The following is a 21,877-nucleotide window of genomic DNA, read 5'->3' on the forward strand; positions in this document are numbered from 1 at the left end:
CCGCCGTCGCCGAGGCAGCCGTCTTCGGGATCACCCACCCGTACTGGATCGAAGCCGTCACCGCCGTCGTCGTCCCCAAGCCCGGCGAGAAGATCGAACCCGACGAGATCACCGCGCACTGCCGCGAGCGCCTCGCCGGGTTCAAAGTCCCCAAATACGTCGTGATCACCGAAGCCCTGCCGAAGAACCCCAGCGGCAAAATCCTCAAGCGCGAACTGCGGGGCACCTACGCGCACTTGGCCGACGAGTCGTGACCGGGCTCGCTCGGTACGACGATATGACCGGCGCCACAGGCCCCCACCTGGGGGTTTAGCAGAAGCGTGTGGCTCAGTGCCGGGCGTCGTCCACAGGCGCCCGGCCGTGGTCCCCAGGTGCCCGGGCGGCGTCTCCAGGCGCCCGGTCGTCCACAGGCCGCGTCAGAACGGCTGGACGCCGCCCGGCACTATCGGCATGGCTCCCGGGGACTTCGCGCGCTGCTGCCACGTCCCCCGGTCCACGACCTCCAGGCCGATGATCTCCCAGGGCGGCAGACCCGCCGAGCGGCGGTGCTCGCCCCACAGGCGCAGCGCGAGCGCCGCCGCATCCTGGAGGTCGCGGGCCTCTTCCCAGTACCGGATCTCGGCATGGTCCGCGGCGAAGCGGCCGGCCAGGAGGAACGGGTGGTCGTGCGCGAGCTGTTCCAGGGCACGGCGGATGTCGTCGGGCGGCACCGCGCGGCCTGCCACGGTCAGGGTGATGTGCCACATCCGGGTCTCCTCGATCCGGATGGGCTCACCCGTCTCGGGACCGCCGTCCACCTCGGCCCGCACCGCAGGCGCGGTCTCCCAGGGCAGTTCCCTGCCACGTCCCTGCACCCGGTCCGCCTCCCGTCGGTGACGCAGGGCGGCGTCCCGGCGGCCTGGTCGTTGCCGTCGGGCCTGCACAGTGCCGGTCCCGCGTCGCGTACGTCAGCGGCGCAACAGCACCAGGTCGTCCCGGTGGACCACCTCGCGCTCGTACGCCGGCCCCAGCTCCCGGGCCAGCTCGTGGGTGGAGCGGCCGAGGAGTCCGGGGAGTTCCTTTGCATCAAAGTTGACCAGCCCGCGGGCGATGATGTTGCCGTTTTCGTCGACAAGGTCGACCGGGTCGCCCGCCGCGAAGCCGCCGTCGACGGCCGTGATGCCCGCCGGGAGCAGCGACTTGCCGCGCTCGGCGACCGCGCCGACCGCGCCGGCGTCCAGCACCAAGCGGCCCCGGGGGGTGGTCGCGTGCGCCAGCCACAGCAGCCGGTCCGCGCCGCGCGCGCCGGTGCGGTGGAAGAACGTGCCGGTCCCCTTGCCGGTCAGCGCCTCGGAGGCGTGCCGGGCGGCGGTCAGCACCACCGGGATGCCGGCCGTCGTGGCGATCCGGGCGGCCTCGACCTTGGTCACCATGCCGCCGGTGCCCACGCCGGCCTTGCCGGCCTTGCCGATCTCCACGCCCGCCAGGTCCTCGGGGCCGCGGATCTCGGCAAGCCGCGAGGACGTGGGCTTGGCCGGGTCGCCGTCGTACAGGCCGTCCACGTCGGACAGCAGCACCAGCAGGTCGGCGCGGACCAGGTGCGCGACCAGCGCGGCGAGCCGGTCGTTGTCGCCGAACCGGATCTCCTCGGTCGCCACCGTGTCGTTCTCGTTGACGACCGGCATCGCGCCCATGGTGAGCAGCCGGTCCAGGGTCTGGTACGCGTTGCGGTAGTGGGTGCGCCGGGTCATGTCGTCGACGGTCAGCAGCACCTGGCCGACGCGCAGCCCGTAGCGGGCGAACGAGGCGGTGTAGCGGGCCACCAGCAGGCCCTGGCCGACGCTCGCCGCGGCCTGCGCGGTGGCGAGGTCGCGCGGTCGGCGGTCGAGTCCCAGCGGCGCGAGACCGGCCGCGATCGCGCCGGAGGAGACCAGGACGACCTGGGCCCCTTCCGCGCGCTTGGCGGCGAGCACGTCGACGAGGGCGTCGACGCGGTCCGCGTCCAGTCCGCCCGCCGCGGTGGTCAAGGACGACGAGCCGACCTTGACCACGATGCGGCGCGCGGACGTGACGTCGGCACGCCGGTCCGGGACTGCCATGCCGTACTCCACTCCCCTGACGTGTCGTCAGGCCGCTGGTCCCTGCCGTGACTTCGGGTCACTCGTTGGCGAAGGGATCGAATTCCTCGTACTGCTCGGCGATCGACTCGCGCTCCTTGCGCTTCTGCACCGCGGGGCGCGGCGTGTCGAACCGGTGGTCCTCGCCGCGGCGGCCGAGCATCTCGGCACCGGTGGCGACGGTCGGCTCCCAGTCGAAGACCACGCCGCTCTCGTCGTCGCCGATGACCACCTCGGCGCCCGGGCGGGCACCCGCCTCGAACAGGGCCTCCTCGACGCCGAGGCGGGCCAGCCGGTCGGCCAGGTAGCCGACCGCCTCGTCGTTCGAGAAGTCGGTCTGCCGCACCCAGCGCTCCGGCTTGGCGCCGCGCACGATGAAGGCGTCGTCGCGGCGGGTGACCGTGAAGCCGCTGTCGTCGACCGCGGCCGGGCGCAGCACGATGCGGGTCGCCTCGGCCGGCGGTGCGGCGTTGCGCGCGTCCATGACCAGGCCGGCCATCGCGAAGGACAGCTCGCGCAGGCCGGCGCGGCTGACCGCGGAGACCTCGTACACCTTCAGGCCGCGGCCCTCGAGCTCGGCGCGCACCAGGTCGGCGAGGTCGCGGCCGTCGGGGATGTCGGTCTTGTTGAGCGCGACGATGCGCGGCCGGTCGTCCAGGCCGCCGTACGCGGCCAGCTCGGCCTCGATGGTGTCCAGGTCGCTGATCGGGTCGCGGCCGGGTTCCAGCGTCGCGCAGTCGAGCACGTGCACGAGCGCCTTGCAGCGCTCGACATGCCGCAGGAACTCCAGGCCGAGGCCCTTGCCCTGGCTCGCGCCGGGGATCAGGCCGGGCACGTCGGCGACGGTGTAGACGGTGTCGCCCGCGGTGACCACGCCCAGGTTCGGGACCAGCGTGGTGAACGGGTAGTCGGCGATCTTGGGGCGGGCCGCGCTCAGCGCGGCGATCAGCGACGACTTGCCGGCGCTCGGGTAGCCCACCAGCGCCACGTCGGCGACGGTCTTGAGCTCCAGGACGTAGTCGCCGCCCTCGCCGGGCTCGCCGAGCAGCGCGAAGCCGGGGGCCTTGCGGCGCGGGGACGCCAGCGCGGCGTTGCCGAGGCCGCCGCGGCCGCCCTGGGCGAGCACAAAGCGGGTGCCGTTGCCGACGAGGTCCTCGACGACCTCTTCCTTGCCGCCGGGCAGCAGGCGCTTGACGACGGTGCCGTCGGGCACCGGAAGCACCAGGTCGCTGCCGTCGGCACCGCTGCGGTTGCCGCCCGCGCCCGGCTTGCCGGAGGTGGCCTTGCGGTGCGGCGAGTGGTGGTACTCCAGGAGCGTGGTGACGTTCGGGTCGACGACCAGCGAGACGTCGCCGCCGCGGCCGCCGTTGCCGCCGTCCGGACCGCCGAGCGGCTTGAACTTTTCCCGGTGCACGGAGGCGCAGCCGTGGCCTCCGTTGCCCGCGGAGACGTGCAGTACCACGCGGTCGACGAAGGTGGTCACGTTGTACCTCCAGCTGGTGTTGCCGACAAAGCCCGAAGGCGGACCGGTGTCCGGTCCGCCTTCGGGTCATGCAAGGTGGTCCCTCGGGCGTCAGGCCGCCGGGACGATGTTCACGACGCGGCGACCGCGGCGCGTGCCGAACTCCACCGCACCGGCGGAGAGGGCGAAGAGGGTGTCGTCGCCGCCGCGGCCGACGTTGGCACCCGGGTGGAAGTGCGTGCCGCGCTGGCGGACGATGATCTCGCCCGCGTTCACCAGCTGGCCGCCGAAGCGCTTCACGCCGAGGCGCTGGGCGTTGGAGTCACGGCCGTTACGGGTGGACGATGCGCCCTTTTTGTGTGCCATGTCCTCTACTTCCCGGTCTCGATGCCGGTGACCTTCAGCTGGGTGTGCTGCTGGCGGTGACCCATGCGCTTGCGGTAGCCGGTCTTGTTCTTGTACTTCAGGATGTCGATCTTCTTGCCCTTGGTGTGGTCGACGACCTCGGCCGTCACCTTCACACCCGCGAGGACCCACGGGTCGCTCGTCACGGACTCGCCGTCGACCAGGAGGAGCACGGGAAGCTCGACGGTCTCGCCGGCCGCGTCCTGGACGCGGTCGACCTGGACAACATCACCGATGGCAACCTTGTGCTGCCTGCCACCGGCGCGAATGATCGCGTACACCGCGAACTCGCTCTCTGTTCGATCGGAACCCCTGACGCCAGCCGACCCCGACCGATGCCGGGCGGCCTCCCCCGGCGGCGACCGCCGGGAGGTGGGTGCTCAGAGGCTTGGCATAAACATGCCGAGGGTCAACAGTACGGACCGTGTCGGGGTGGGGTCAAACCGGCCCCCGTCCGTCCCGAGGACCGGGACGGCAGCGGCGGCCGGCGACCTGCCGCGGAGCCGGGCACCGGCGGCCTGACCTGCACGTCGGCGCAGCACCGGCCACGCGGACGCCGAGCAGATCGCGCCCTTCGGAACTCGGTGCCCTGCACCTGTCGCCGGGGCCTGCGCCGGGCCTGCGCCGGGCGTCCCGAGCCCTCTTGCCCCCGGCCACGTGCCGCGGCAGGCGCAAGTCACCCCGCCGCCGTGCCCGGATACCTTGCCGGGCGCCGCGACGGGGTGACTGTTGCCTGTTGCGGTACTACTTCGAGCTGGACGCGCTGACCGGCTCAGGGGCGGACTCGGCCGGGGCGGCCGTACCGTCCGTCACCGGGGCCCCGGCCGGGCGGGTGGCCCGGCGCGGTGCCTTGCGGGCCCGCTTCGCCGGGGCCGGGGCCTCGGCGGAGTCGGCGGGCGCCGCGGGGGCGTCCGCAGCGGCCGTGGGGGCCTCTGCGGGTGCCGGAGCCTCCTCGGGAGCCTCGGCAGGCGCCGCAGGGGCGTCCCCGGCCTCGGCCTCGGCCGCTTCGGCAGCGGCCTTGCGCGTGGTCTTCTTGGCGACCGTCTTCTTGGCCGCGGTCTTCTTCGCCGCGGTCTTCTTGGCGGCCGTCTTGCGCGGGGCGCGCTTGGCGGCCTTCTTCGGCTCGGCCTCTGCCTCTGCCTCTGCCTCGGTCGCTGTCCCGGTCTCCGCCTCGGCCTCGGCGGCTGCCTCGGTCGGGGCGTCCGCGGGGGTCTCGGCTTCGGGCTCGGCCTGGGCCTCGTCCGCTGCCTCGGCGGTCTCCTCGGCGGCGGGCTCGGCGGCCTTGGGCTCCTCGGCCACCACGGTCTCGGCGATCACGACGGCCTCGGGAGTCTCGTCGTCCGCCACGACCTCGACCAGCTCGACGACCTCCAGCGGCTCGACCTCTTCGGCCGTGTCCACTGCCTCGGCCTCGTCGGCGGACGCCGGGAGCTCGGCGTGCTCGTCGTGCGTGTCGTGGGTGTGCTCGGCGGCACCGTTGCCGTTGCCGTTGCCCGAACCGCCCTTGCCGCGCCGGCGGCGGCTCGAACCGCCGCCGCCCGACTTCTGCTCGGGCGAGTCCATGCGGACCAGCACGCCGCGGCCGTTGCACTTGTCGCAGGTCTCCGAGAAGGCCTCCAGGAGGCCCTGGCCGACCCGCTTGCGGGTCATCTGGACCAGGCCCAGCGAGGTCACCTCGGCGACCTGGTGCTTGGTCCGGTCCCGGCCCAGGCACTCCAGCAGGCGCCGCAGCACCAGCTCGCGGTTGTTCTCCAGCACCATGTCGATGAAGTCGATGACGATGATGCCGCCGAGGTCGCGCAGCCGCAGCTGGCGGACGATCTCCTCGGCCGCCTCCAGGTTGTTGCGGGTGACGGTCTCCTCGAGGTTGCCGCCCTGCCCGGTGAACTTCCCGGTGTTGACGTCGACCACGACCATCGCCTCGGTGCGGTCGATGACCAGCGAGCCGCCGCTGGGCAGCCAGACCTTGCGGTCCAGCGCCTTCATCAGCTGCTCGTCGATGCGGTACGTCGCGAAGACGTCCACCTCGCCGGTCCACTTCGACAGGCGCGGGGCCAGGTCGGGGGCGACGTGCGACACGTAGTCGTGGACGGTCTCCCAGGCCTCGTCGCCGGAGACGACGAGCTTGGTGAAGTCCTCGTTGAAGATGTCGCGGATCACGCGGACCGTCATGTCCGGCTCGCCGTACAGCAGCGCCGGGGCGTTCGCGGTCGCCGCCTTCTTCTTGATGTCCTCCCACTGCGCCTGCAGCCGGGTGACGTCGCGGGCCAGCTCCTCCTCGCTCGCGCCCTCGGCGGCGGTGCGCACGATGACGCCCGCGTCCTCGGGGACGATCTTCTTGAGGATGGTCTTCAGGCGCGCGCGCTCGGTGTCCGGCAGCTTGCGGCTGATGCCCGTCATGGTGCCCTCGGGCACGTAGACGAGGTAGCGCCCGGGCAGCGAGACCTGGCTGGTCAGCCGGGCGCCCTTGTGGCCGATCGGGTCCTTGGTGACCTGCACCAGGACGGACTGGCCGCCCTTGAGGACCGCCTCGATGCGGCGCGGGGAGCCCGCGTCGAAGTTGACCTCGCCGGCGTACAGGACCGCGTTGCGGCCCTTGCCGACGTCGACGAAGGCGGCCTCCATCGACGGCAGCACGTTCTGGACCTTGCCCAGGTAGACGTTGCCGACGTACGAGGTGGCCTGCTCCTTGTTGACGTAGTGCTCGACGAGCACGCCGTCCTCGAGCACGCCGATCTGGGTGCGCTCGCCGGTCTGCCGGACCACCATGACGCGCTCGACCGCCTCGCGGCGGGCCAGGAACTCGGCCTCGGTGATGATCGGCACGCGGCGGCGGCCCTGCTCGCGGCCTTCGCGGCGGCGCTGCTTCTTGGCCTCCAGGCGCGTGGAGCCCTTGACGCTCTGCACGCCGTCGCCGGCGTCCTCGCCCGCGGAGTCGCGGTCGCTGCGGCGGCGCGGCTCGCGGACCTTGACCACGGTGCGCTCGGGGTCGTCGGCGCCCGGGGCCTCGGCGTCGGCACCGTCGCGGCGGCGCCGCCGGCGCCGGCGTCGGCTGGTGGTGCTCGCGCCGTCCTCGTCGTCGCTGTCGTCGCCGGCCTCGGCGTCCGCGGACTCGGCGTCCTCGTCCGCGTCCTCGGCGTCGTCGGCGCCTTCGCCCTCGGCGCGCTCGGCGTCCCCGCGGCCGCGGCGGCGGCGGCCGCCCCGGCGACGGCGGCGGGCCGGGCGGTCGCCCGACTCGTCGGTGTCCTCGCCGTCGGCGTCGAGGTCGGCGGACTCGGCGTCCGCGTCGGCCTCGTCGTCCTCGATCCGGGCCTGGCCGGCTCCGGGACCGGCGACGGTCACGCCGGTCATGCTGGCGGCGGCCTCGGCGGCCGGGTTGCGGCGGGTCCGGCGGCGGCGCGTGCGCGGCTCCTCGGCCGGCTCGTCGTCGGCGTCGGCCTCGTCGGCGGGCGCGGCGGACGGCGCGGCGAACCGCGGCGCGCCGGCCTCGGGGGCCTGGAACAGCGGCTGGAAGATCGCGGGGGCGGCCCGGCGGGCGCGCGCGGGCGGCGCCTCGGCGACCGGCTCCTCGGCCGCGGGCTCCGGCTCGGCGGCGGGCGCCGGCTCCTCGGCCGCGGGGGCGGCGGGCTCGGCGGGGGTCTCGGGCTTCTCGTCGGCCGCGGCTTCGGCGACCGGCTCCGGTTCGGCGGCCACGCGCTTGCGGGTGCGCCGGGTACGGCGCGGCGCGGGCTCGGGCTCCGGCTCGGCGGCTTCGACCGCGGCCGGGGTCTCGGCGGCGGCCTCGGCGGCCGGCTCCTCGGCCGCGGGGGCGGCTTCGGCGACCGGCTCCGGCTCGGCGGCCACGCGCTTGCGGGTACGCCGGGCGCGCCGCGGCGCGGGCTCGGGCTCCGGCTCCGGCTCCGGCTCGGGGGCGGCCTCGGGGGTCTCCTCGGCGGCCTCTGCCTCGGTCTCCTCCTCCGGCGCCTCGGCGTCGGCGGCGGGCTCGGCAGCTGCCGCGGGGGCGGCAGGCTCGTCGGCCGCCATGGCCGGCGTGTTCTCCGGCTCGGGGGTCTCGGCGCTCACCTGCGGCGGGCCGGCCGGCCGGCTCGCGGCCCGGCGGCGGCGCCGCGCGGGCGGCGCGGCTTCGGCTGCGGCAGGTGCCGCACCCGTGTCCGCGCCGGACGCGGCGTCGTTGGACGTGGCGGTGTCGTGCGGCTGGGCGTCGTCGGACGCCGCACCGTTCGGCTCGTGTTCGAGCATGCGGGTCTGTCTCCCGTCACGCTTCCGGGCGCTCCAAGGAGGGCGCCGCACAGAAGCTCGTCTCTCGCTCGCCGGCCCCGCACCAGGCGGGGCCGACGAAAGTCTGTCGGAATGCGCCTCTGGCGCCCGGTCGATCCGGGCGGAGGAGGCGTCGACGGCGGTCCGTTGCTTCGGCCCCGCCCCACAGCCCGCCTACAGTTCCTCGTTCCCCGTCGAGGTCACCGCATGCTCGGGCGCGAGCGGATCGGTCACCGCACCGGTCTCGGCGTCGAGCGGCCCCTGCGCCAGGCGGGTGACCGCGGCGGGTACGGGCGGCGCGAGGTCGGCGACCAGGCGAAGACCGGACAGAACGTCGTCGGGTCGGACGGCGGGTGTGGTGTGCCGTACAACCAGTCGCAGTATCGCACAGGGTCGGTCGCTGCTCCCATCGACACCCTGGTGACCTGCGTCAATCTCATCATCGGACCGGTCGACCGCCTCGAGGGCGGCGACCGCGGCGCGCGCGTCGAATGTGCGCAGGCCGTTCTTGGTCATGCGCTCGACCTCGACCGAGTCCGCGGCCAGGAACGCCTCGGCCGCCTTGCGGGCGGTCTCCGGCTCGACCTCGGGCAGCCGGACCTCCCAGACCGAGGCCTGCAGGCGCTCGGCGAGGTTGCCGGGTGCGGCCTCGACCACGTCCAGCACGTCCAGGCCGGGCGGCAGCGACGTGTCCAGCAGCGCGCGCAGCTCGGCCGGCTCGCAGCGGCGGGCGACCGACAGCTCGAGGTACTCCGCCTCGCTCGCCACACCGGTCGGTGCGGCACCGGCGTACGACACCTTGGGGTGCGGGGTGAAACCGGCGGAGTACGCCATCGGCACCTCGGCCCGGCGCAGCGCGCGCTCGAACGCGCGCTGGAAGTCGCGGTGGCTGGTGAACCGCAGACGGCCGCGCTTGGCGTAGCGCAGGCGCAGTTTCTGGACGGCCGGAGCGGGCGGCGGTCCTTCGGGCATTCGGCGTGCCAGGGCTACTCAGTCCTTTGGATGCTGCGAAGTAGTGATGACTCTCGGATCCAGGGTACGGGGAGCGCGCACCCTCGCGTCATCGGCCGCCTCGGCCCAGCGACCGCCCGACATCGCGCAGCGTCGCCGCCACACCGGCCCGGGCGGTGCGCAGCGCGCGGGCGGTCTCCGCGGCGGCCTGGCGCGTCGCCCGGCCCGCGGCGCGGAAGCCGTGCCCGACCGGGGTGAGGACGGAGCGGTAGAGCGCGGCGAACGGCACCGCGAGGATCCGCCCGAGGGCGGCGAGGGCGCGGCCGGCCCAGCGCAGGGCGTCGCGTGCGGCCCGGCCGACCGGGACCAGGACGTACCGCCACGCGGCCACGAACGGCCAGGCCAGGATCATGAAGATCCAGGCCACGACGCGCCACGTACGGGTGCCGACCCATATGCAGGCCTGCACGAATGCCCGGCCGACCGTGCCGATCACGCGCCCGAGGCGGCCGCCGCCCCAGCGCATCCCGCGGAACAACCGGACCAGCGGCCACGCCAGCAGCGCACCGACGGCCCGCAGCCCGGCAGCGGTGGCCCGGCCGGCCCAGGCCAGTACGCGGCCCACCGGACCGGCTATCCACACCAGGCCCTTCCACAGTTGGACGAACGGCCACGCGAGGATGCGGCCGAGCCAAACGAGGCCGACCACGAGCCAGGTGCCGAGCCGGTGCAGTCCCCGTCCGAAGTGGCGCCCCAGCCAGGCAAGCCCGCGCCAGAGCTGCACGAACGGCCAGGCGAGGATGCGGCCGAGCCAGGGGAAGAAACGGCGCAGGACAGGCCATATGCGAACGAACGGCCACGCGAGGATGCGGCCGAGCCAGGCGAGCCCGTCCCCCAGACGGGCGAACAGCCAGACGAGGCCGCGGCCGAGCGCTTTGAGGCCGCGCCACAGATGGCGGAACGGCCAGGCGAGTCCGCGACCGACGTACCTGAGAACCCATACGAGGCCGCGGCCTATGTATCCGAACAGCCAAGCAAGTCCGCGGCCGACGGCGCAGAGGCCGAGCCAGAGCTTCTTGAACGGCCATGCGAGGCCGCGGCCGAGGAAGCGGAAGAACCGCGCGAAGCGGCTGCGGATCGCACGGCCGAAACGGCACAAGACCGCCCAGACTGCGGCCAGGGCAGTGGCGACCAATTGGAAGGGCACGACGACCACGAACGCCAGGATCCGCAACGGCCAGACGAGCCACCCCGGCGCACTCGCCTCCGGTGCTGCCGACTCCGGCTCCGGCGAGCCGCCTTCGGCAGCATCACGCCCGCTCCGCTTTTCGAGCCGCACCGGCGCAGGCGCCTCCGACCCGCGGTGAGACCTGCCGGTGTCGCCGCCCATGTGCCCCTCCCCGTGAACGCCCCGATGCGCGCCAAGACGCACCCTCCGGACGGACGGTTCCGACCAGGAACGAAGACGGTAACCCGCGCGGAGGACACAAAGCGCTGTGGCGCCGGTGGGCCCGGCGGGTGCGGGCGCCGAGCAGTCCGGGTACGGCGAAGGCCCGGCTCCTTTTGGGGGCCGGGCCTTCGGGGGTGCTGTTGCTTCTACTTCACTACCGAGAGAGGCAGGAGCTTCTTGCCGGTGGGGCCGATTTGGATCTCGGTGTCCATCTGGGGGCAGACGCCGCAGTCGAAGCACGGGGTCCAGCGGCAGTCCTCGACCTCGACCTCGTCGAGGGCGTCCTGCCAGTCCTCCCAGAGCCAGTCCTTGTCGAGGCCGGAGTCGAGGTGGTCCCAGGGGAGCACCTCGTTCCACTCGCGTTCGCGGGTGGTGTACCAGTCGACGTCGACGGGGTCGCCGGCGAGGGCGGTCTCGGCGCAGCGCATCCAGCGGTCGTAGCTGAAGTGCTCGCTCCAGCCGTCGAAGCGGCCGCCGTCTTCCCAGACTGCGCGGATGACCTTGCCGACCCGGCGGTCGCCGCGGGACAGGAGGCCTTCGACGATGCCGGGCTTGCCGTCGTGGTAGCGGAAGCCGATGGACTTGCCGTACTGGCGGTCGGCGCGGATGACGTCGCGGAGCTTCTGCAGGCGCTCGTCGGTGGTCTTGTGGTCGAGCTGCGGGGCCCACTGGAACGGCGTATGCGGCTTGGGCACGAAGCCGCCGATGGAGACCGTGCAGCGGATGTCGCGGCTGCCGGAGACCTCGCGGCCCTTGGCGATGACCTTCTTGGCCATCTCGGCGATCTGCAGCACGTCTTCGTCGGTCTCGGTGGGCAGGCCGCACATGAAGTACAGCTTCACCTGGCGCCAGCCGTTGCCGTACGCGGTGGCGACGGTGCGGATCAGGTCCTCTTCGCTGACCATCTTGTTGATGACCTTGCGCATGCGCTCGCTGCCGCCTTCGGGGGCGAACGTCAGGCCGCTGCGGCGGCCGTTGCGGGTCAGCTCGTTGGCCAGGTCGATGTTGAACGCGTCCACGCGGGTGGACGGCAGCGAGAGGCCGATCTTGTCCTCGGTGTACCGGTCCGCGAGGCCCTTGGCGACCTCGGCGATCTCGGTGTGGTCCGCCGAGGACAGGGACAGCAGGCCGACCTCTTCGAAGCCGGTGGCCTTGAGGCCCTTCTCCACCATCTCGCCGATGCCGGTGATGCTGCGCTCGCGCACCGGGCGGGTGATCATGCCGGCCTGGCAGAAGCGGCAGCCGCGGGTGCAGCCGCGGAAGATCTCCACCGACATGCGCTCGTGCACGGTCTCGGCGAGCGGGACGAGCGGCTGCTTGGGGTACGGCCATTCGTCGAGGTCCATGACGGTGTGCTTGGACACCCGCCACGGCACACCGGAGCGGTTCGGCGCGACGCGCTGGATGCGGCCGTCCTCGAGGTAGTCGACGTCGTAGAAGCGCGGCACGTAGACGCCGCCGGTGACCGCGAGGCGGAAGAGCAGCTCGTCGCGGCCGCCCGGGCGGCCCTCGGCCTTCCAGGCCCGGATCACGTCGGTGATCTGCAGGACGGCCTGCTCGCCGTCGCCGACCACCGCGGCGTCGATGAAGTCCGCGATGGGCTCGGGGTTGAACGAGGCGTGCCCGCCGATCAGCACGATCGGGTCGTCCAGGCCGCGGTCCTTGGCCTCCAGCGGGATGCCGGACAGGTCGAGGGCGTTGAGCAGGTTCGTGTAGCCGAGCTCGGTGGAGAAGCTCACCCCGAAGACGTCGAAGGCGCCGACCGGGCGGTGCGCGTCCACGGTGAACTGGGGTACGGAGTGCTCGCGCATGAGCTTCTCCATGTCGCCCCACACCGCGTACGTGCGCTCGGCGAGGACGTCCGCGACCTCGTTGAGCACCTCGTACAGGATCATGACGCCCTGGTTGGGCAGGCCGACCTCGTACGCGTCCGGGTACATGAGCGCCCAGCGCACGGCCGCCGCGTCCCAGTCCTTGACGGTCGAGTTGAGCTCGCCGCCCACGTACTGGATCGGCTTCTGCACCTTGGGCAGGAGCGGCTCCAACCGCGGGAACACCGACTCGACGGGCATGGCGCAGCCTCCGGCAGGGGTGGGGGAACAGCCTCCCAGCTTAATGCCTGCGGGAGTGCTCCAAGACCTCGTCCGGCGCAGGGTCCTCATCCGTCCCGCTTGCCCCGGGTGCCACGGGTTCGGAGGACGCCTGGGCAGGCAGTTCCGCGTCCTCGGCGGCCGCGGGCTGATGCCGGAACACCCAGGTGCGGTAGCCCCAGAAGCGGAAGATGGTGGCCACGCCCATGCCGACGAGGTTGCCCGAGATGTTGTCGGCCAGCCGCGACGTGAAGTCGAGCACGTAGTGCGAGAAGCCCAGGAACGCCAGCTGGATGGACATGCCGACGAGGGTGATCGCCACGAAGAAGAGGCCCTGCCGCGAGACCTCGGAGGCGGCCTCGCCGCCGTTGCGCTCGCCGTAGGTCCAGTACCGGTTGCCGATGAAGGCGACCACGATGGACAGGCACAGGGATATTGCCTTCGCGGACAGCGGGCCGAGGTCTGCCTGGGTGAGCAGGATGTTGAAGAGGATGACGTCGGACGTGTAGGCCGTCCCGCCCACGACCGCGAACTTCGCCAGTTCGGGGAACATCGGGTGGGCGCGCAGCCGCTGGATGGGTTGACGCAGCACGGCAATCAGGACCCGTCGCTCGAAGGGAAGTCGTGGGCGCCGGGCGTCGCGTGGAACAACTGGATCATCCAGGCCTGGGGGGCGCTCTTGTCGACCACGTCGAGGTCGGCCAGTCCCAGGTCGCCGGCTTCGGCCAGTACTCCTTCGCCCATGGGCGAATCCCGGTAGGTGAACAAGTAGGGGACGTTCTTCTCGGCCATGAGCCGCGCGGCGCCGGCGGGGTCCCCGCACTCCCCCAGGTCGACGAGGACGCGGCGGAAGTCGCGCCCGATCAGGACCATGGGGATCCACTGCTGCGGAGAGTCGTCCGCGCAGAATCCGATGCGGGAGCCGTCGGGCAGCTCGTCGATCTTGGCGTACGGCCCCCAGATGCCTTCGAGGTCGCGGACCGAGGCGGACTCGGTGAGCACCTTGTTGGTCGACGCGGCGTTCCGCTGGTGCGGGTCCTCGTCGAGGCTGAACGTGGGGTGCCGGAACTGGCCGGTCAGGCTGACGCAGGCGGCCACGGCGACGGCGAGTGCGAGTGCGGGGGCGGCCCGCCGGGCGATGCGGTGCGTCCGCGGCTTGGGCTTGTCGAGCCAGGCCTGCACGAGCACCGCGAAGGCGACCGCGCCGGCCGCCATCAGCGGCATCGTGTAGCGCGAGTACCAGGCGCCGGGGCCCATCAGCGTGCCCGCCATGAGCGGCAGGACCACGCCGAAGGCGGCCGCGAGGTGGCGGCGGCGCCAGGCGGCGAGCACGGCCAGGACGACCACGCTGGGCAGCAGCACCAGCAGCCAGGTGAGGCCGAGTTGGCCGGTCCATTCGACGTACCAGTGCCGGTCGCCGACCCAGTCGATCGCGGACCACCAGGACTTCCAGACGACGACCGGCATCGAGTCGCCCTGCCACTCGCGCGGCCGGGCCGACTCGACGAGGAAGTCCATCGTCTCGGGGCCCTCGAAGGGGCCCATCTTGATGGGCCAGAACGGGGAGCCCCAGCGGGCCCAGGTGATGAGGTACCAGAAGGAGCCGAGCACGGCGGCCGGCACGATCAGGGCGGCGGACGCGAACTTCCAGCCGGGGCTCTTGTCGTCCCCGGCGGCCGGGGCCCCCGCGGTCTCCGAGCTCTCCGGGGTCCCCGCGGCGCCGGCCTCGGCGGCGCGGCCGCGCTTGGCGGTGTAGCGCAGGACCAGCGCGGACAGCACCGCGAACGGGATCAGGTAGCCGTTGCCGGCCTTGACGCCGAGCCCGAGCCCGAGCACCGCACCGGTCAGCACCAGCATGGCCTTGGGCGACGGCCCGCCCGCGGATATGCCGCGCTGCGGGTAGGCGATGAGCAGCAGGTGCCACACCGCGACCGCGACGCCGGCCCGGGCGATGTCGTTGTAGGCCATGTACGACTGCGACACCACGGTCGGTGCGAGCACCGCGACCGAGGCGGCGCTCAGCGCCAGCCCCCGCCCGGTGCCGAGCCGGCGGCAGATGCCGTACGTCGACACGAACATCAGCACCAGGAACGGGTACTGCGTGAGCCCCACGAGGTCGCTGTTGTGGGTGAAGACGGACAGCCACGCGGTCACCGTCTCGGTGTCGCGCGGGTACGTGTCGGACACCACGACCCAGTCGAGGTCGCCCGCCTTGGAGAGGCCCTCGATCGGGGCGTCCATACCGCCGGTGCGGACCCAGCCGGCGACCGCGACGAGGTGGTACCAGAGGGTGTCTATGTCCCGCGGCGGCAGCCACAATGCGATGACGAGGCTGCGCAAATAGACCAGGCCGGTGATGGCCAGCAGCACGAACGCGGGAAGTCTGAAGGGGTCGCGGGGCCGTCCGGCGTCCCGGGCCGCACGGGCCGGCCGCCGCAGGCGTATGCCGGTCACCCGGGTGCGCAGCGTCGGCGACCACCACACGAGGCCGACGGTGGCGGCCAGTACGGCGCCGGCGCCGAGCGCGGCTCCCACCTTGGTGAAGGCGCCGGCCACCAGGAGGGCCTTGACCAGCCAGCTCACCGCCAACAGGGACAAGCACAGCGTGACCGCGATGCGGTCCGCGAGTCCGCGGACCCCCAGCGCCAGCGTTCCGATGACGGCTGCGGCGAGAAGACACAGCGTCGCCGGGACAAACACTGTTGCGAGCACGAGCACCTAGGCATCCCATCCATGTACGAGGGCGGCGTGCCCACGGTCATTCATCGACCTGTGGTCCGAAACCCGCACGCACGCACAAAGGCGGCCGACCCCGGTACCGTACGGCACCGATTCGACCGCCGCGGAGGACGTAGTCAAGCCGATATGTGGTTGCCGCAGTCCCCCCGGCTCCGGCGCATTACCATACCTTGCCAAGCAGTTTGGGTTGCCGCCGCGTCATCGGCGGACGGGTCCGGCAAGCGTGTAGAGCTGCAATTGCCAGCCGTACTCGGACCGGAATTCGGCGATCCGCATGTCCCGCAATCCGGTGTACGCGGAAGTACTGCGGACGCGTTCAGCGATGTCGCTGTCGCGTGATGTCCACAGGTGTGTGACGTCCGCCGCGCGCATCAGCGCGGGGATGCGCGAGGCGGTCGTGCAGCTTCCGAGATCGACCAGAATCCGCCGGTATTCGCGGCCGATGAGGACCAGCGGAATCCAATATTGCGGAGTGTCCTCGGCGCAGAATCCGATGCGCGTCCCGGCGGCCAGCCGGTCCACCCCGCGGTACGGCCCCCACACCCCTTCAAGAGCGCGCTCCCCCGCCGGTGCGGCGAGCAGCCGGACCGAGGCGCGGAATCCGGCCTGCCCGGGATCCTCCATCGGCCGGAACGTCGAATAGCGGAACTGCCCGGCCAGCCCGGCGCACACCGCGGCGGCCACGAGCGGCGTCACGGCGAGCACCGCGGCCCGGCCCCGGCGTGCGGGCAGCCGCGCGACGGTCCGGCCGGCCAGCACCGCGAGCGCGACCGCCCCCGCGCCGAGCAGCGGCATCGTGTACCGCGAGTACCACGCGCCGGGCGCCGCGAGGGTGGCTGCGGCGACCGGCAGGACGACACCGAAGGCCGCCCTGCGGTAGCGGCCCCGGTCGCCGGCCGGGCGGCCGAGCAGCGCGGCACCGAGCAGCAGAAGGGCGGCGGGCAGCAGGACGGCCAGCCAGACCAGGCCCAGTTGGCCGGTCCATTCGACGTACCAGTGCGCGTCGCCGGTGCGTCCGACCGCGGACCACCACGAGCGCAGCACGACCAGGGCGGCCGGCTCGCCCTGCCAGGCGGGCGGCCGGGCCGACTCGACGAGTTCGTCCATCGTGCGCGGGCCGTCGAAGGGCCCGAAGGCGACCGGCCACAGCGGCGAACCCCAGCCGATCCAGGTACGGACGTACCAGAACGCGCCGACCGCGGCCGCGGGCAGCACCAGTCCCGCGAGGCCCGCCGCCTTGCCGGGCCGCGTCGCCGGGTCGGCGGCACGCCGCAACACCAGCCCGGACACGATCGCGGCCGGCAGCAGGTAGACGGTGGCCGCCTTGATGCCGATGCCGAGCCCGAGCAGCGCCCCGGCCAGGACCAACGCGGTGCGCGGCGGCAGCGTCCGGGCCCGGTCGTCCGCTTCCGGGTAGGCCATCAGCAGCACATGCCAGACCGCGAGGGCCACGCCGGCCCGGGCGATGTCGTTGTACGCCATGTACGCCTGCGACACCACGGTCGGCGCGAGCACCGCCAAAGCGGCCGCGCACACCGCCGGGCCGCGGCCCGCCCGCAGCCGCCGGCAGATCCCGAAGACCGCCGCGGCCATCAGGAGCAGGAACGGGAACTGGGTCAGCCCCGCGAGCGAGGTGTCGTGCGTGAACACCGACAGCCAGGCGCTGACCGTCTCGGCGTCGCGCGGGTAGGTCTCCGCGGCGACGGTCCAGCCCAGGTCGCCGTCCTTGGACAAGTTCTCGATGGCCGGGGCCAGTTCGCCGGTGCGGACCCAGGCGGCCACGGCGACCAGGTGGTACCAGAGGCTGTCGATGTCGCGCGGCGGAAGCCGCAGCGCGACGGCGAGCGACCGGGCGTGCACCAGGACCGCGAGCGCCGCGAGCACCACCGCGGGGAGCATGAAGGGGCTCGGCCGGCGTCCCGCGAAGGACCGCCGCGGAGCGCCCCGCAGCCGCTGCCGGACCGCTCGCCACAGCGCGGCGATCCGCCGGCGGCTGCCGCGCCCGGCGAGGACCGCTCCCGCGGTCGCGGCGAGCAGCAGCAGCGCGCCGCCCATCGCGCCGGCCGGCCGGAACACCCCCGCGAGCAGCAGGAGCTTGACCAGCCAGGTGAGTTCCAGCAGGAACAGCGAGAGCGCCACGGTGGCCGCGTCGCTCGCCCGCCGCGCACCCAGGGCAGCGGTGCCGAGCAGCGCCGCGGCCAGGACGACCGCGGTGGCCGCCGTGCAGGCGCCTGCGGTGGCCGGAGTCATCGTGCGACGGCGCCGGGGCCGAGCGGCACGATCTGGACGCAGCGGCAGGGGTTCCCGGCCGCCGCGGCGGCGAGTTCGGCGGTCGCCTCGGCGTCGAACGAGACGATGCGCAGCGGCTCGCGGCTGGTCCGGCTGTAGACGGCCAGGTTCTCCGTCCAGTTGCGGCTGACGTACCACATCGGGTCGAGTGCGGACCGGGGGTCCTCACCGGGCGTCGGCACCAGCGGCATGGCCGCCACGTAGGCCTCCAGCTTGCCCAACTGGTGGTTGAACACGGCGGCTTGCATGGTGGTCAGCGCGTTCTGCCAGGCGGACTTGCCCTTGCGCAGCACGACCATCGTGAACCGGCCGTCGCCCAGCAGGCCGCGGCGCTGCATCGCCATGAGCTCGTTCTGCGCGGGGCTGACGATGCGGCCGTCGGCCCAGACCGCCGCCCATGTGTTGTCGGGGCCCGGCCGCCCGTCGGAGTACGTGGTCCTGCCGAAGCTGACGCCCCCGGCCAGCAGCACGCCGGCCATGGCCGCCGCCACCGCGGCGGCCACCGGGCGGGCGGTCCGCAGTCTCGGCAGCAGTGCCGCGGCCCCGCCGAGGGCGACGAGGGCGAGCACCAGCCAGGCGTAGAGCAGCTTTTCGAAGTAGTACGAGGACGTGCCGATGCGGATTTCCTGGTACGCGTACAGGCCCAGCGCGACCGCCGCCGCGATCCCGACCTGCACCGCGGCGAGCCGCTGCACCGGCGAGCGGCGCGCGCGGGTGACGGCCAGGGCGAGCACGACGATCACGGTCACGGCGAGCAGCAGGCGGCGCGGGACCCGGACGATGGGCCCCCACAGCAGCAGGTGGTCGCCGGCCTGGAAGTCCCCGGCGAGGCGCGGCCACAGCACCGGCAGCAGGGTGAGCCCCACCGCGGCCGCGGCCACCGCCCCGACCGCGATCCGGCGCCGCAGCAGCCGCTTGCGGTACACCCACAGCGAGACCGCGGCCCCCGCGGCCATGGCCGGCACGTACAGCGGATAGGTGAACGCCACTCCGGCCAGCGCGAGTCCGACCAGCGCGGTCTGCTCCACCGGGCGGTCCGGGCAGCGGATCATCAGCGCCGCACCGAAGACCGCGAACACCAGCCCGAAGACCTGCGAGTCGAAGCCGAACCACACCCAGGACACCAGGACTCCGGTGGCCAGGAACGTGCCGATCGCGCTCAGGACGAGAATGCCGCGCCACCCGTCGGCACGCCGCCCGGCCACCCAGCGGGCCGCCCACACCACCACCAGCGCGAACAGCCCGTACCCGAGCAGCAGGAGGGCGTAGTAGCGGTGCGCGGCGGCGAGGCCATTGCCGACCGGTGCGCCGGACAGGCGGAACGAGTCGGCGAGCGCGTAGAGGAAGTGCACCCCGTTGGGGTAGTTCGTGGCCATCCCCGGGATGAGGATGTCGTGCGCCTGGTCCGGGGACATGAAGGCGTAGCCGTCGATCTGCCGGATCGCGTCGAACAGGCTGAACTGCCGCAGCCGGTCGCCGGTGTCGTTGCCGGCGAAGTAGCCGATCCGCTCGACGAGCGGCCGGGTGAGCGTGGGCCACGCGACCATGAGCCACGCGCCGAGCCCGGTGCCCGCGACGACCAGGTCGCTCGCCTGCAGCCGCCGCGGGAGGCGCGGCCGGCGGCGCAGCGCCCAACCGGCCGCGACCAGCAGCGTGAACGCGGTCCCGGCCACGGCGACCGGATGGAGTCCCCACGGCCACACCGAGAACAGCAGGCCGCCGATCAGAGCCGCGCCGGCCACCGCCATGACGGCGACGACCAGCCGGTCCAGCAGGGTCGCGCCGACCCGCAGCAGGCTTGCGGCGCCGAGCACCGCGAGCAGCGGCAGCACCGCGTCCGCACCGGCCAGATGGGCGGCCGACGTCAATGCCCACGCGGCGGCCAGCACCGCGAGCGCCACCGGTGTGCGGCCGCGCGGCAGCCGCCCGGCCTTTTCGTCCGGGCCGGCCGGGCCGGGTGATTCCGCTGCCTGAACGGTGTCGAGCACCTGGTCCTCCAGACACGGCCTAGGGCCGGGAGACACGCACCGGAGCCCGCGAGTGCGGGCCCGGTCACACGACGTCGCCGAGGCGGTCCACCCGCACGACCGTCAGTCCCAGCTCGGGCCGGGTCTCGGCGAACGCCCGGAGTGCCCGCTCGACCGAGGGGTCCCAGACCACGATCCGCAGCGGCACCGGGCTTTCCTCGATCAGGTTCTTCAGGCGGGCGAGTCCTACGCGGGCCTCGCGGGACAGCGGGCCCACCGGTTCGGCGACACCGGTCGGGGCGGGCCGCCGGGGCGGGCCGGGGGCCATGCCCCGGATCTTGGACAGGTCGTCGATGACCGGCTTCAGCAGTCCGTACTGGTGGTTGAGGACCGCGGCGATGTTCGAGGCGTCGACATTGCGCCACGGGTCGTCGGCCAGCAGGGAAAGCGTCGGGACGCCGTCGCCGAGGAACCCGGCGTCGGACAGCACCGCCACACTGCGGATGGTCAGCGGGTAGGGGTACTTGATCTCCCCGGAGGCCCACGTCGCCCCCCAGTTCGCATCCGGCACGGGACGCCCGGCGGCGTACTCCGCACGGCCCCAGTGCAGTCCGCCGGCCACGGCCACCACCGCGACCACCGTCCCGGCCGCGACGGCCGTACGCCATCCGCGGCCGGCCGGGCGCGTGCGCGGCTCCGGATCGCGGCGCCACCGCAGCACGATCGGCGCGATCCCGATCAGGCACAGCACCGCCCAGGCGTGCAGGGCCTTTTCGAAGTAGTAGAGGGTGTGGCCGGCGGTGATCATCTGGTAGCCCCAGAAGCAGACCAGCGCCGCGGTGGCGGCCAGGATCTGGCCGAGCATCGCCTGGTACACCGTCGACCTGCGGGTCCGCCGCCACAGCAGCCCGACGACCACCACGATGCCGAGCGGGATCAAGAACCGGCGCTGCATGCGGGTGATGGGCCCGGGCAGCAGCAGGTGCCCGCCCACGTCCAGCGTGCCGATGAGCCGCGGCACCACGACCGGCACCAGCGCGAAAGGCAGCGCCACGACCGCGGGCCACAGGTACGCCTGCCACGAACGCCGCACCCGCGTCCGGTAGCAGACCAGGCCGACGACGATGCACAGCGCGGCGGGCACCACGAACAGCGAGTACGTGGAGGCCACCGCGACGAACAGCGCCGCGACCAGAATGGCGTGTTCGGCGGGCCGGACCGGCGGCCGGGCGATGAAGGCGGCGAGCAGCGCGAAGAGCGCGAGTCCGAGGATCTCGGCGTCCGACTCGTTCCAGAACTGCGCCATGAGGGCACCGGTGCACAGGTAGGTGCCGACGCCGAGGCACACGATCGTGCGCAGCCGGTCCTTGACGACGGGGCCGGCCACCCAGCGGCACGCCCACACCGTGCAGACCACGAAGAAGACGTAGCCCGCGATGGCCAGCAGGTAGTAGTGGTACCACTGCGTCGTGGCTGCTCCCGGCGGGCGCCCCGACCGGACGAACGTATCCGCGAGCGCGTACAGGAAGTGCATCCCGCTGGGGTAGTTGCTCTCCATGCCGGGCTGCAGGATGTCGCGCACCGAGTCGACGTCCACGAAGGTGTAGCCGCCCGACTGCTGGATCGCGTCGAACAGCGTGAAGTGCCGCATCCGGTCGCCCTGGCCGACCGCGAGCATGTAGGGCAGCACCTGCTTGAACGCCCCGCCACCGAGCGTCGGCCAGGCCAGCGTGGCCCCGGCCGCGGCGCCGGCCAGCACCATCGCGCTGTCCGACCACCGCCACTTGCGCGGCAGACGCGGAGTCCGCCGGCTCAGCTTCGCGGCGGCCAGCAGCCCGGTGAACGCGCAGCCGGCGATCGGGAACGGCGCCATGCCCCACGGCCATACGGAGACCACCAGGCCGAACGCGATGCCGATCCCGCACAGCAGCCCGAGGGCCGGGACGAAGCGGTCCAGCAGCGTGCTCCCGGTGCGCAGCAGCGCGGCGGTGCCCAGCACGGCGAGGGCGGCGGAGACGACGTCCGCCCGCACCGCGTGCAGCGCCCAGGCCAGCAGCCAGGCGCCGGCCAGCAGTGCCGTCCACAGATGCCATGGCCAGCGGGTCACGTCCGCGTTCGCGAGCCTGCGCGCATGATGCCGCCACCCGGTAAGCCGATACAGCATGCCGACT

The 21,877-nt window shown here is 73.2% G+C and carries 15 protein-coding genes; 1 reads left to right on the forward strand and 14 read right to left on the reverse strand.

Going from position 1 to position 21,877, the window contains the following annotated elements:
• Positions 1-254, forward strand: a 254-nt coding sequence (locus tag LZ495_RS40540) for an AMP-binding enzyme (RefSeq protein ID WP_443732567.1), incomplete at its 5' end; no start/stop codon positions are given.
• A gap of 162 nt (positions 255-416) precedes the next feature.
• Here the strand turns inward: LZ495_RS40540 and LZ495_RS40545 are convergent.
• The 14 genes from LZ495_RS40545 to LZ495_RS40610 all read right to left on the reverse strand — a co-directional run bounded on the left by LZ495_RS40545 (position 417) and on the right by LZ495_RS40610 (position 21,870).
• The gene (locus LZ495_RS40545; protein ID WP_372498715.1) at positions 417-854 is read right to left on the reverse strand and encodes a DUF8830 family protein; all 438 of its coding nucleotides are present in this window, start codon (positions 852-854) and stop codon (positions 417-419) included.
• 93 nt (positions 855-947) lie between these two features.
• Positions 948-2,078, reverse strand: a complete 1,131-nt coding sequence (proB, locus tag LZ495_RS40550; protein ID WP_235058252.1) for a glutamate 5-kinase — start codon at positions 2,076-2,078, stop codon at positions 948-950.
• 58 nt (positions 2,079-2,136) lie between these two features.
• The gene (gene obgE, locus LZ495_RS40555; RefSeq protein ID WP_235058253.1) at positions 2,137-3,579 is read right to left on the reverse strand and encodes a GTPase ObgE; all 1,443 of its coding nucleotides are present in this window, start codon (positions 3,577-3,579) and stop codon (positions 2,137-2,139) included.
• Positions 3,580-3,669: 90 nt separating this feature from the next.
• Positions 3,670-3,924 (reverse strand): 50S ribosomal protein L27, encoded by a 255-nt coding sequence (gene rpmA / locus LZ495_RS40560; protein ID WP_235058254.1) that lies wholly within the window; start codon positions 3,922-3,924, stop codon positions 3,670-3,672.
• 5 nt (positions 3,925-3,929) lie between these two features.
• Positions 3,930-4,244 (reverse strand): 50S ribosomal protein L21, encoded by a 315-nt coding sequence (gene rplU / locus LZ495_RS40565; RefSeq protein ID WP_235058255.1) that lies wholly within the window; start codon positions 4,242-4,244, stop codon positions 3,930-3,932.
• 463 nt (positions 4,245-4,707) lie between these two features.
• Positions 4,708-8,202 (reverse strand): Rne/Rng family ribonuclease, encoded by a 3,495-nt coding sequence (locus LZ495_RS40570; RefSeq protein ID WP_235058256.1) that lies wholly within the window; start codon positions 8,200-8,202, stop codon positions 4,708-4,710.
• A 192-nt stretch (positions 8,203-8,394) separates the two neighbouring features.
• A complete protein-coding gene (locus LZ495_RS40575) occupies positions 8,395-9,192 on the reverse strand; it encodes a TIGR03936 family radical SAM-associated protein (RefSeq protein ID WP_235058257.1) in 798 nt (265 codons plus the stop codon).
• Positions 9,193-9,280: 88 nt separating this feature from the next.
• On the reverse strand, positions 9,281-10,561 hold the full coding sequence (locus tag LZ495_RS40580) for a hypothetical protein (RefSeq protein ID WP_235058258.1): 1,281 nt from the start codon (positions 10,559-10,561) through the stop codon (positions 9,281-9,283).
• 206 nt (positions 10,562-10,767) lie between these two features.
• Positions 10,768-12,693: a TIGR03960 family B12-binding radical SAM protein gene (locus tag LZ495_RS40585; protein ID WP_235058259.1), complete on the reverse strand. Its 1,926-nt coding sequence runs from the start codon at positions 12,691-12,693 to the stop codon at positions 10,768-10,770.
• 40 nt (positions 12,694-12,733) lie between these two features.
• On the reverse strand, positions 12,734-13,303 hold the full coding sequence (locus tag LZ495_RS40590) for a GtrA family protein (protein WP_235058260.1): 570 nt from the start codon (positions 13,301-13,303) through the stop codon (positions 12,734-12,736).
• 5 nt (positions 13,304-13,308) lie between these two features.
• Positions 13,309-15,423 carry a hypothetical protein gene (locus LZ495_RS40595; protein ID WP_235058261.1) on the reverse strand — a complete coding sequence of 705 codons (2,115 nt, stop codon included), beginning with the start codon at positions 15,421-15,423 and terminating at the stop codon, positions 13,309-13,311.
• 225 nt (positions 15,424-15,648) lie between these two features.
• Positions 15,649-17,700: a hypothetical protein gene (locus LZ495_RS40600; protein ID WP_235058262.1), complete on the reverse strand. Its 2,052-nt coding sequence runs from the start codon at positions 17,698-17,700 to the stop codon at positions 15,649-15,651.
• The gene (locus LZ495_RS40605; protein WP_235058263.1) at positions 17,697-19,727 is read right to left on the reverse strand and encodes a hypothetical protein; all 2,031 of its coding nucleotides are present in this window, start codon (positions 19,725-19,727) and stop codon (positions 17,697-17,699) included. The genes LZ495_RS40600 and LZ495_RS40605 overlap by 4 nt, the downstream gene beginning before the upstream one ends.
• 64 nt (positions 19,728-19,791) lie before the next feature.
• Positions 19,792-21,870, reverse strand: coding sequence for a DUF1616 domain-containing protein (locus LZ495_RS40610; protein WP_235058264.1), 2,079 nt, complete (start codon positions 21,868-21,870; stop codon positions 19,792-19,794).
• Positions 21,871-21,877 lie beyond the last annotated feature (7 nt).

It is taken from the genome of Yinghuangia soli (assembly GCF_021502675.1).
Lineage (GTDB): Bacteria > Actinomycetota > Actinomycetes > Streptomycetales > Streptomycetaceae > Yinghuangia > Yinghuangia soli.

Bases quoted from the DNA above. Each gene is read 5' to 3' on its own strand.
- LZ495_RS40585 (WP_235058259.1), bottom strand. From the start codon at position 12,693: ATGCCCGTCGAGTCGGTGTTCCCGCGGTTGGAGCCGCTCCTGCCCAAG.
- LZ495_RS40570 (WP_235058256.1), bottom strand. From the start codon at position 8,202: ATGCTCGAACACGAGCCGAACGGTGCGGCGTCCGACGACGCCCAGCCG.
- LZ495_RS40610 (WP_235058264.1), bottom strand. From the start codon at position 21,870: ATGCTGTATCGGCTTACCGGGTGGCGGCATCATGCGCGCAGGCTCGCG.
- LZ495_RS40575 (WP_235058257.1), bottom strand. From the start codon at position 9,192: ATGCCCGAAGGACCGCCGCCCGCTCCGGCCGTCCAGAAACTGCGCCTG.
- LZ495_RS40580 (WP_235058258.1), bottom strand. From the start codon at position 10,561: ATGGGCGGCGACACCGGCAGGTCTCACCGCGGGTCGGAGGCGCCTGCG.
- proB (WP_235058252.1), bottom strand. From the start codon at position 2,078: ATGGCAGTCCCGGACCGGCGTGCCGACGTCACGTCCGCGCGCCGCATC.
- rpmA (WP_235058254.1), bottom strand. From the start codon at position 3,924: ATGGCACACAAAAAGGGCGCATCGTCCACCCGTAACGGCCGTGACTCC.
- LZ495_RS40600 (WP_235058262.1), bottom strand. From the start codon at position 17,700: ATGACTCCGGCCACCGCAGGCGCCTGCACGGCGGCCACCGCGGTCGTC.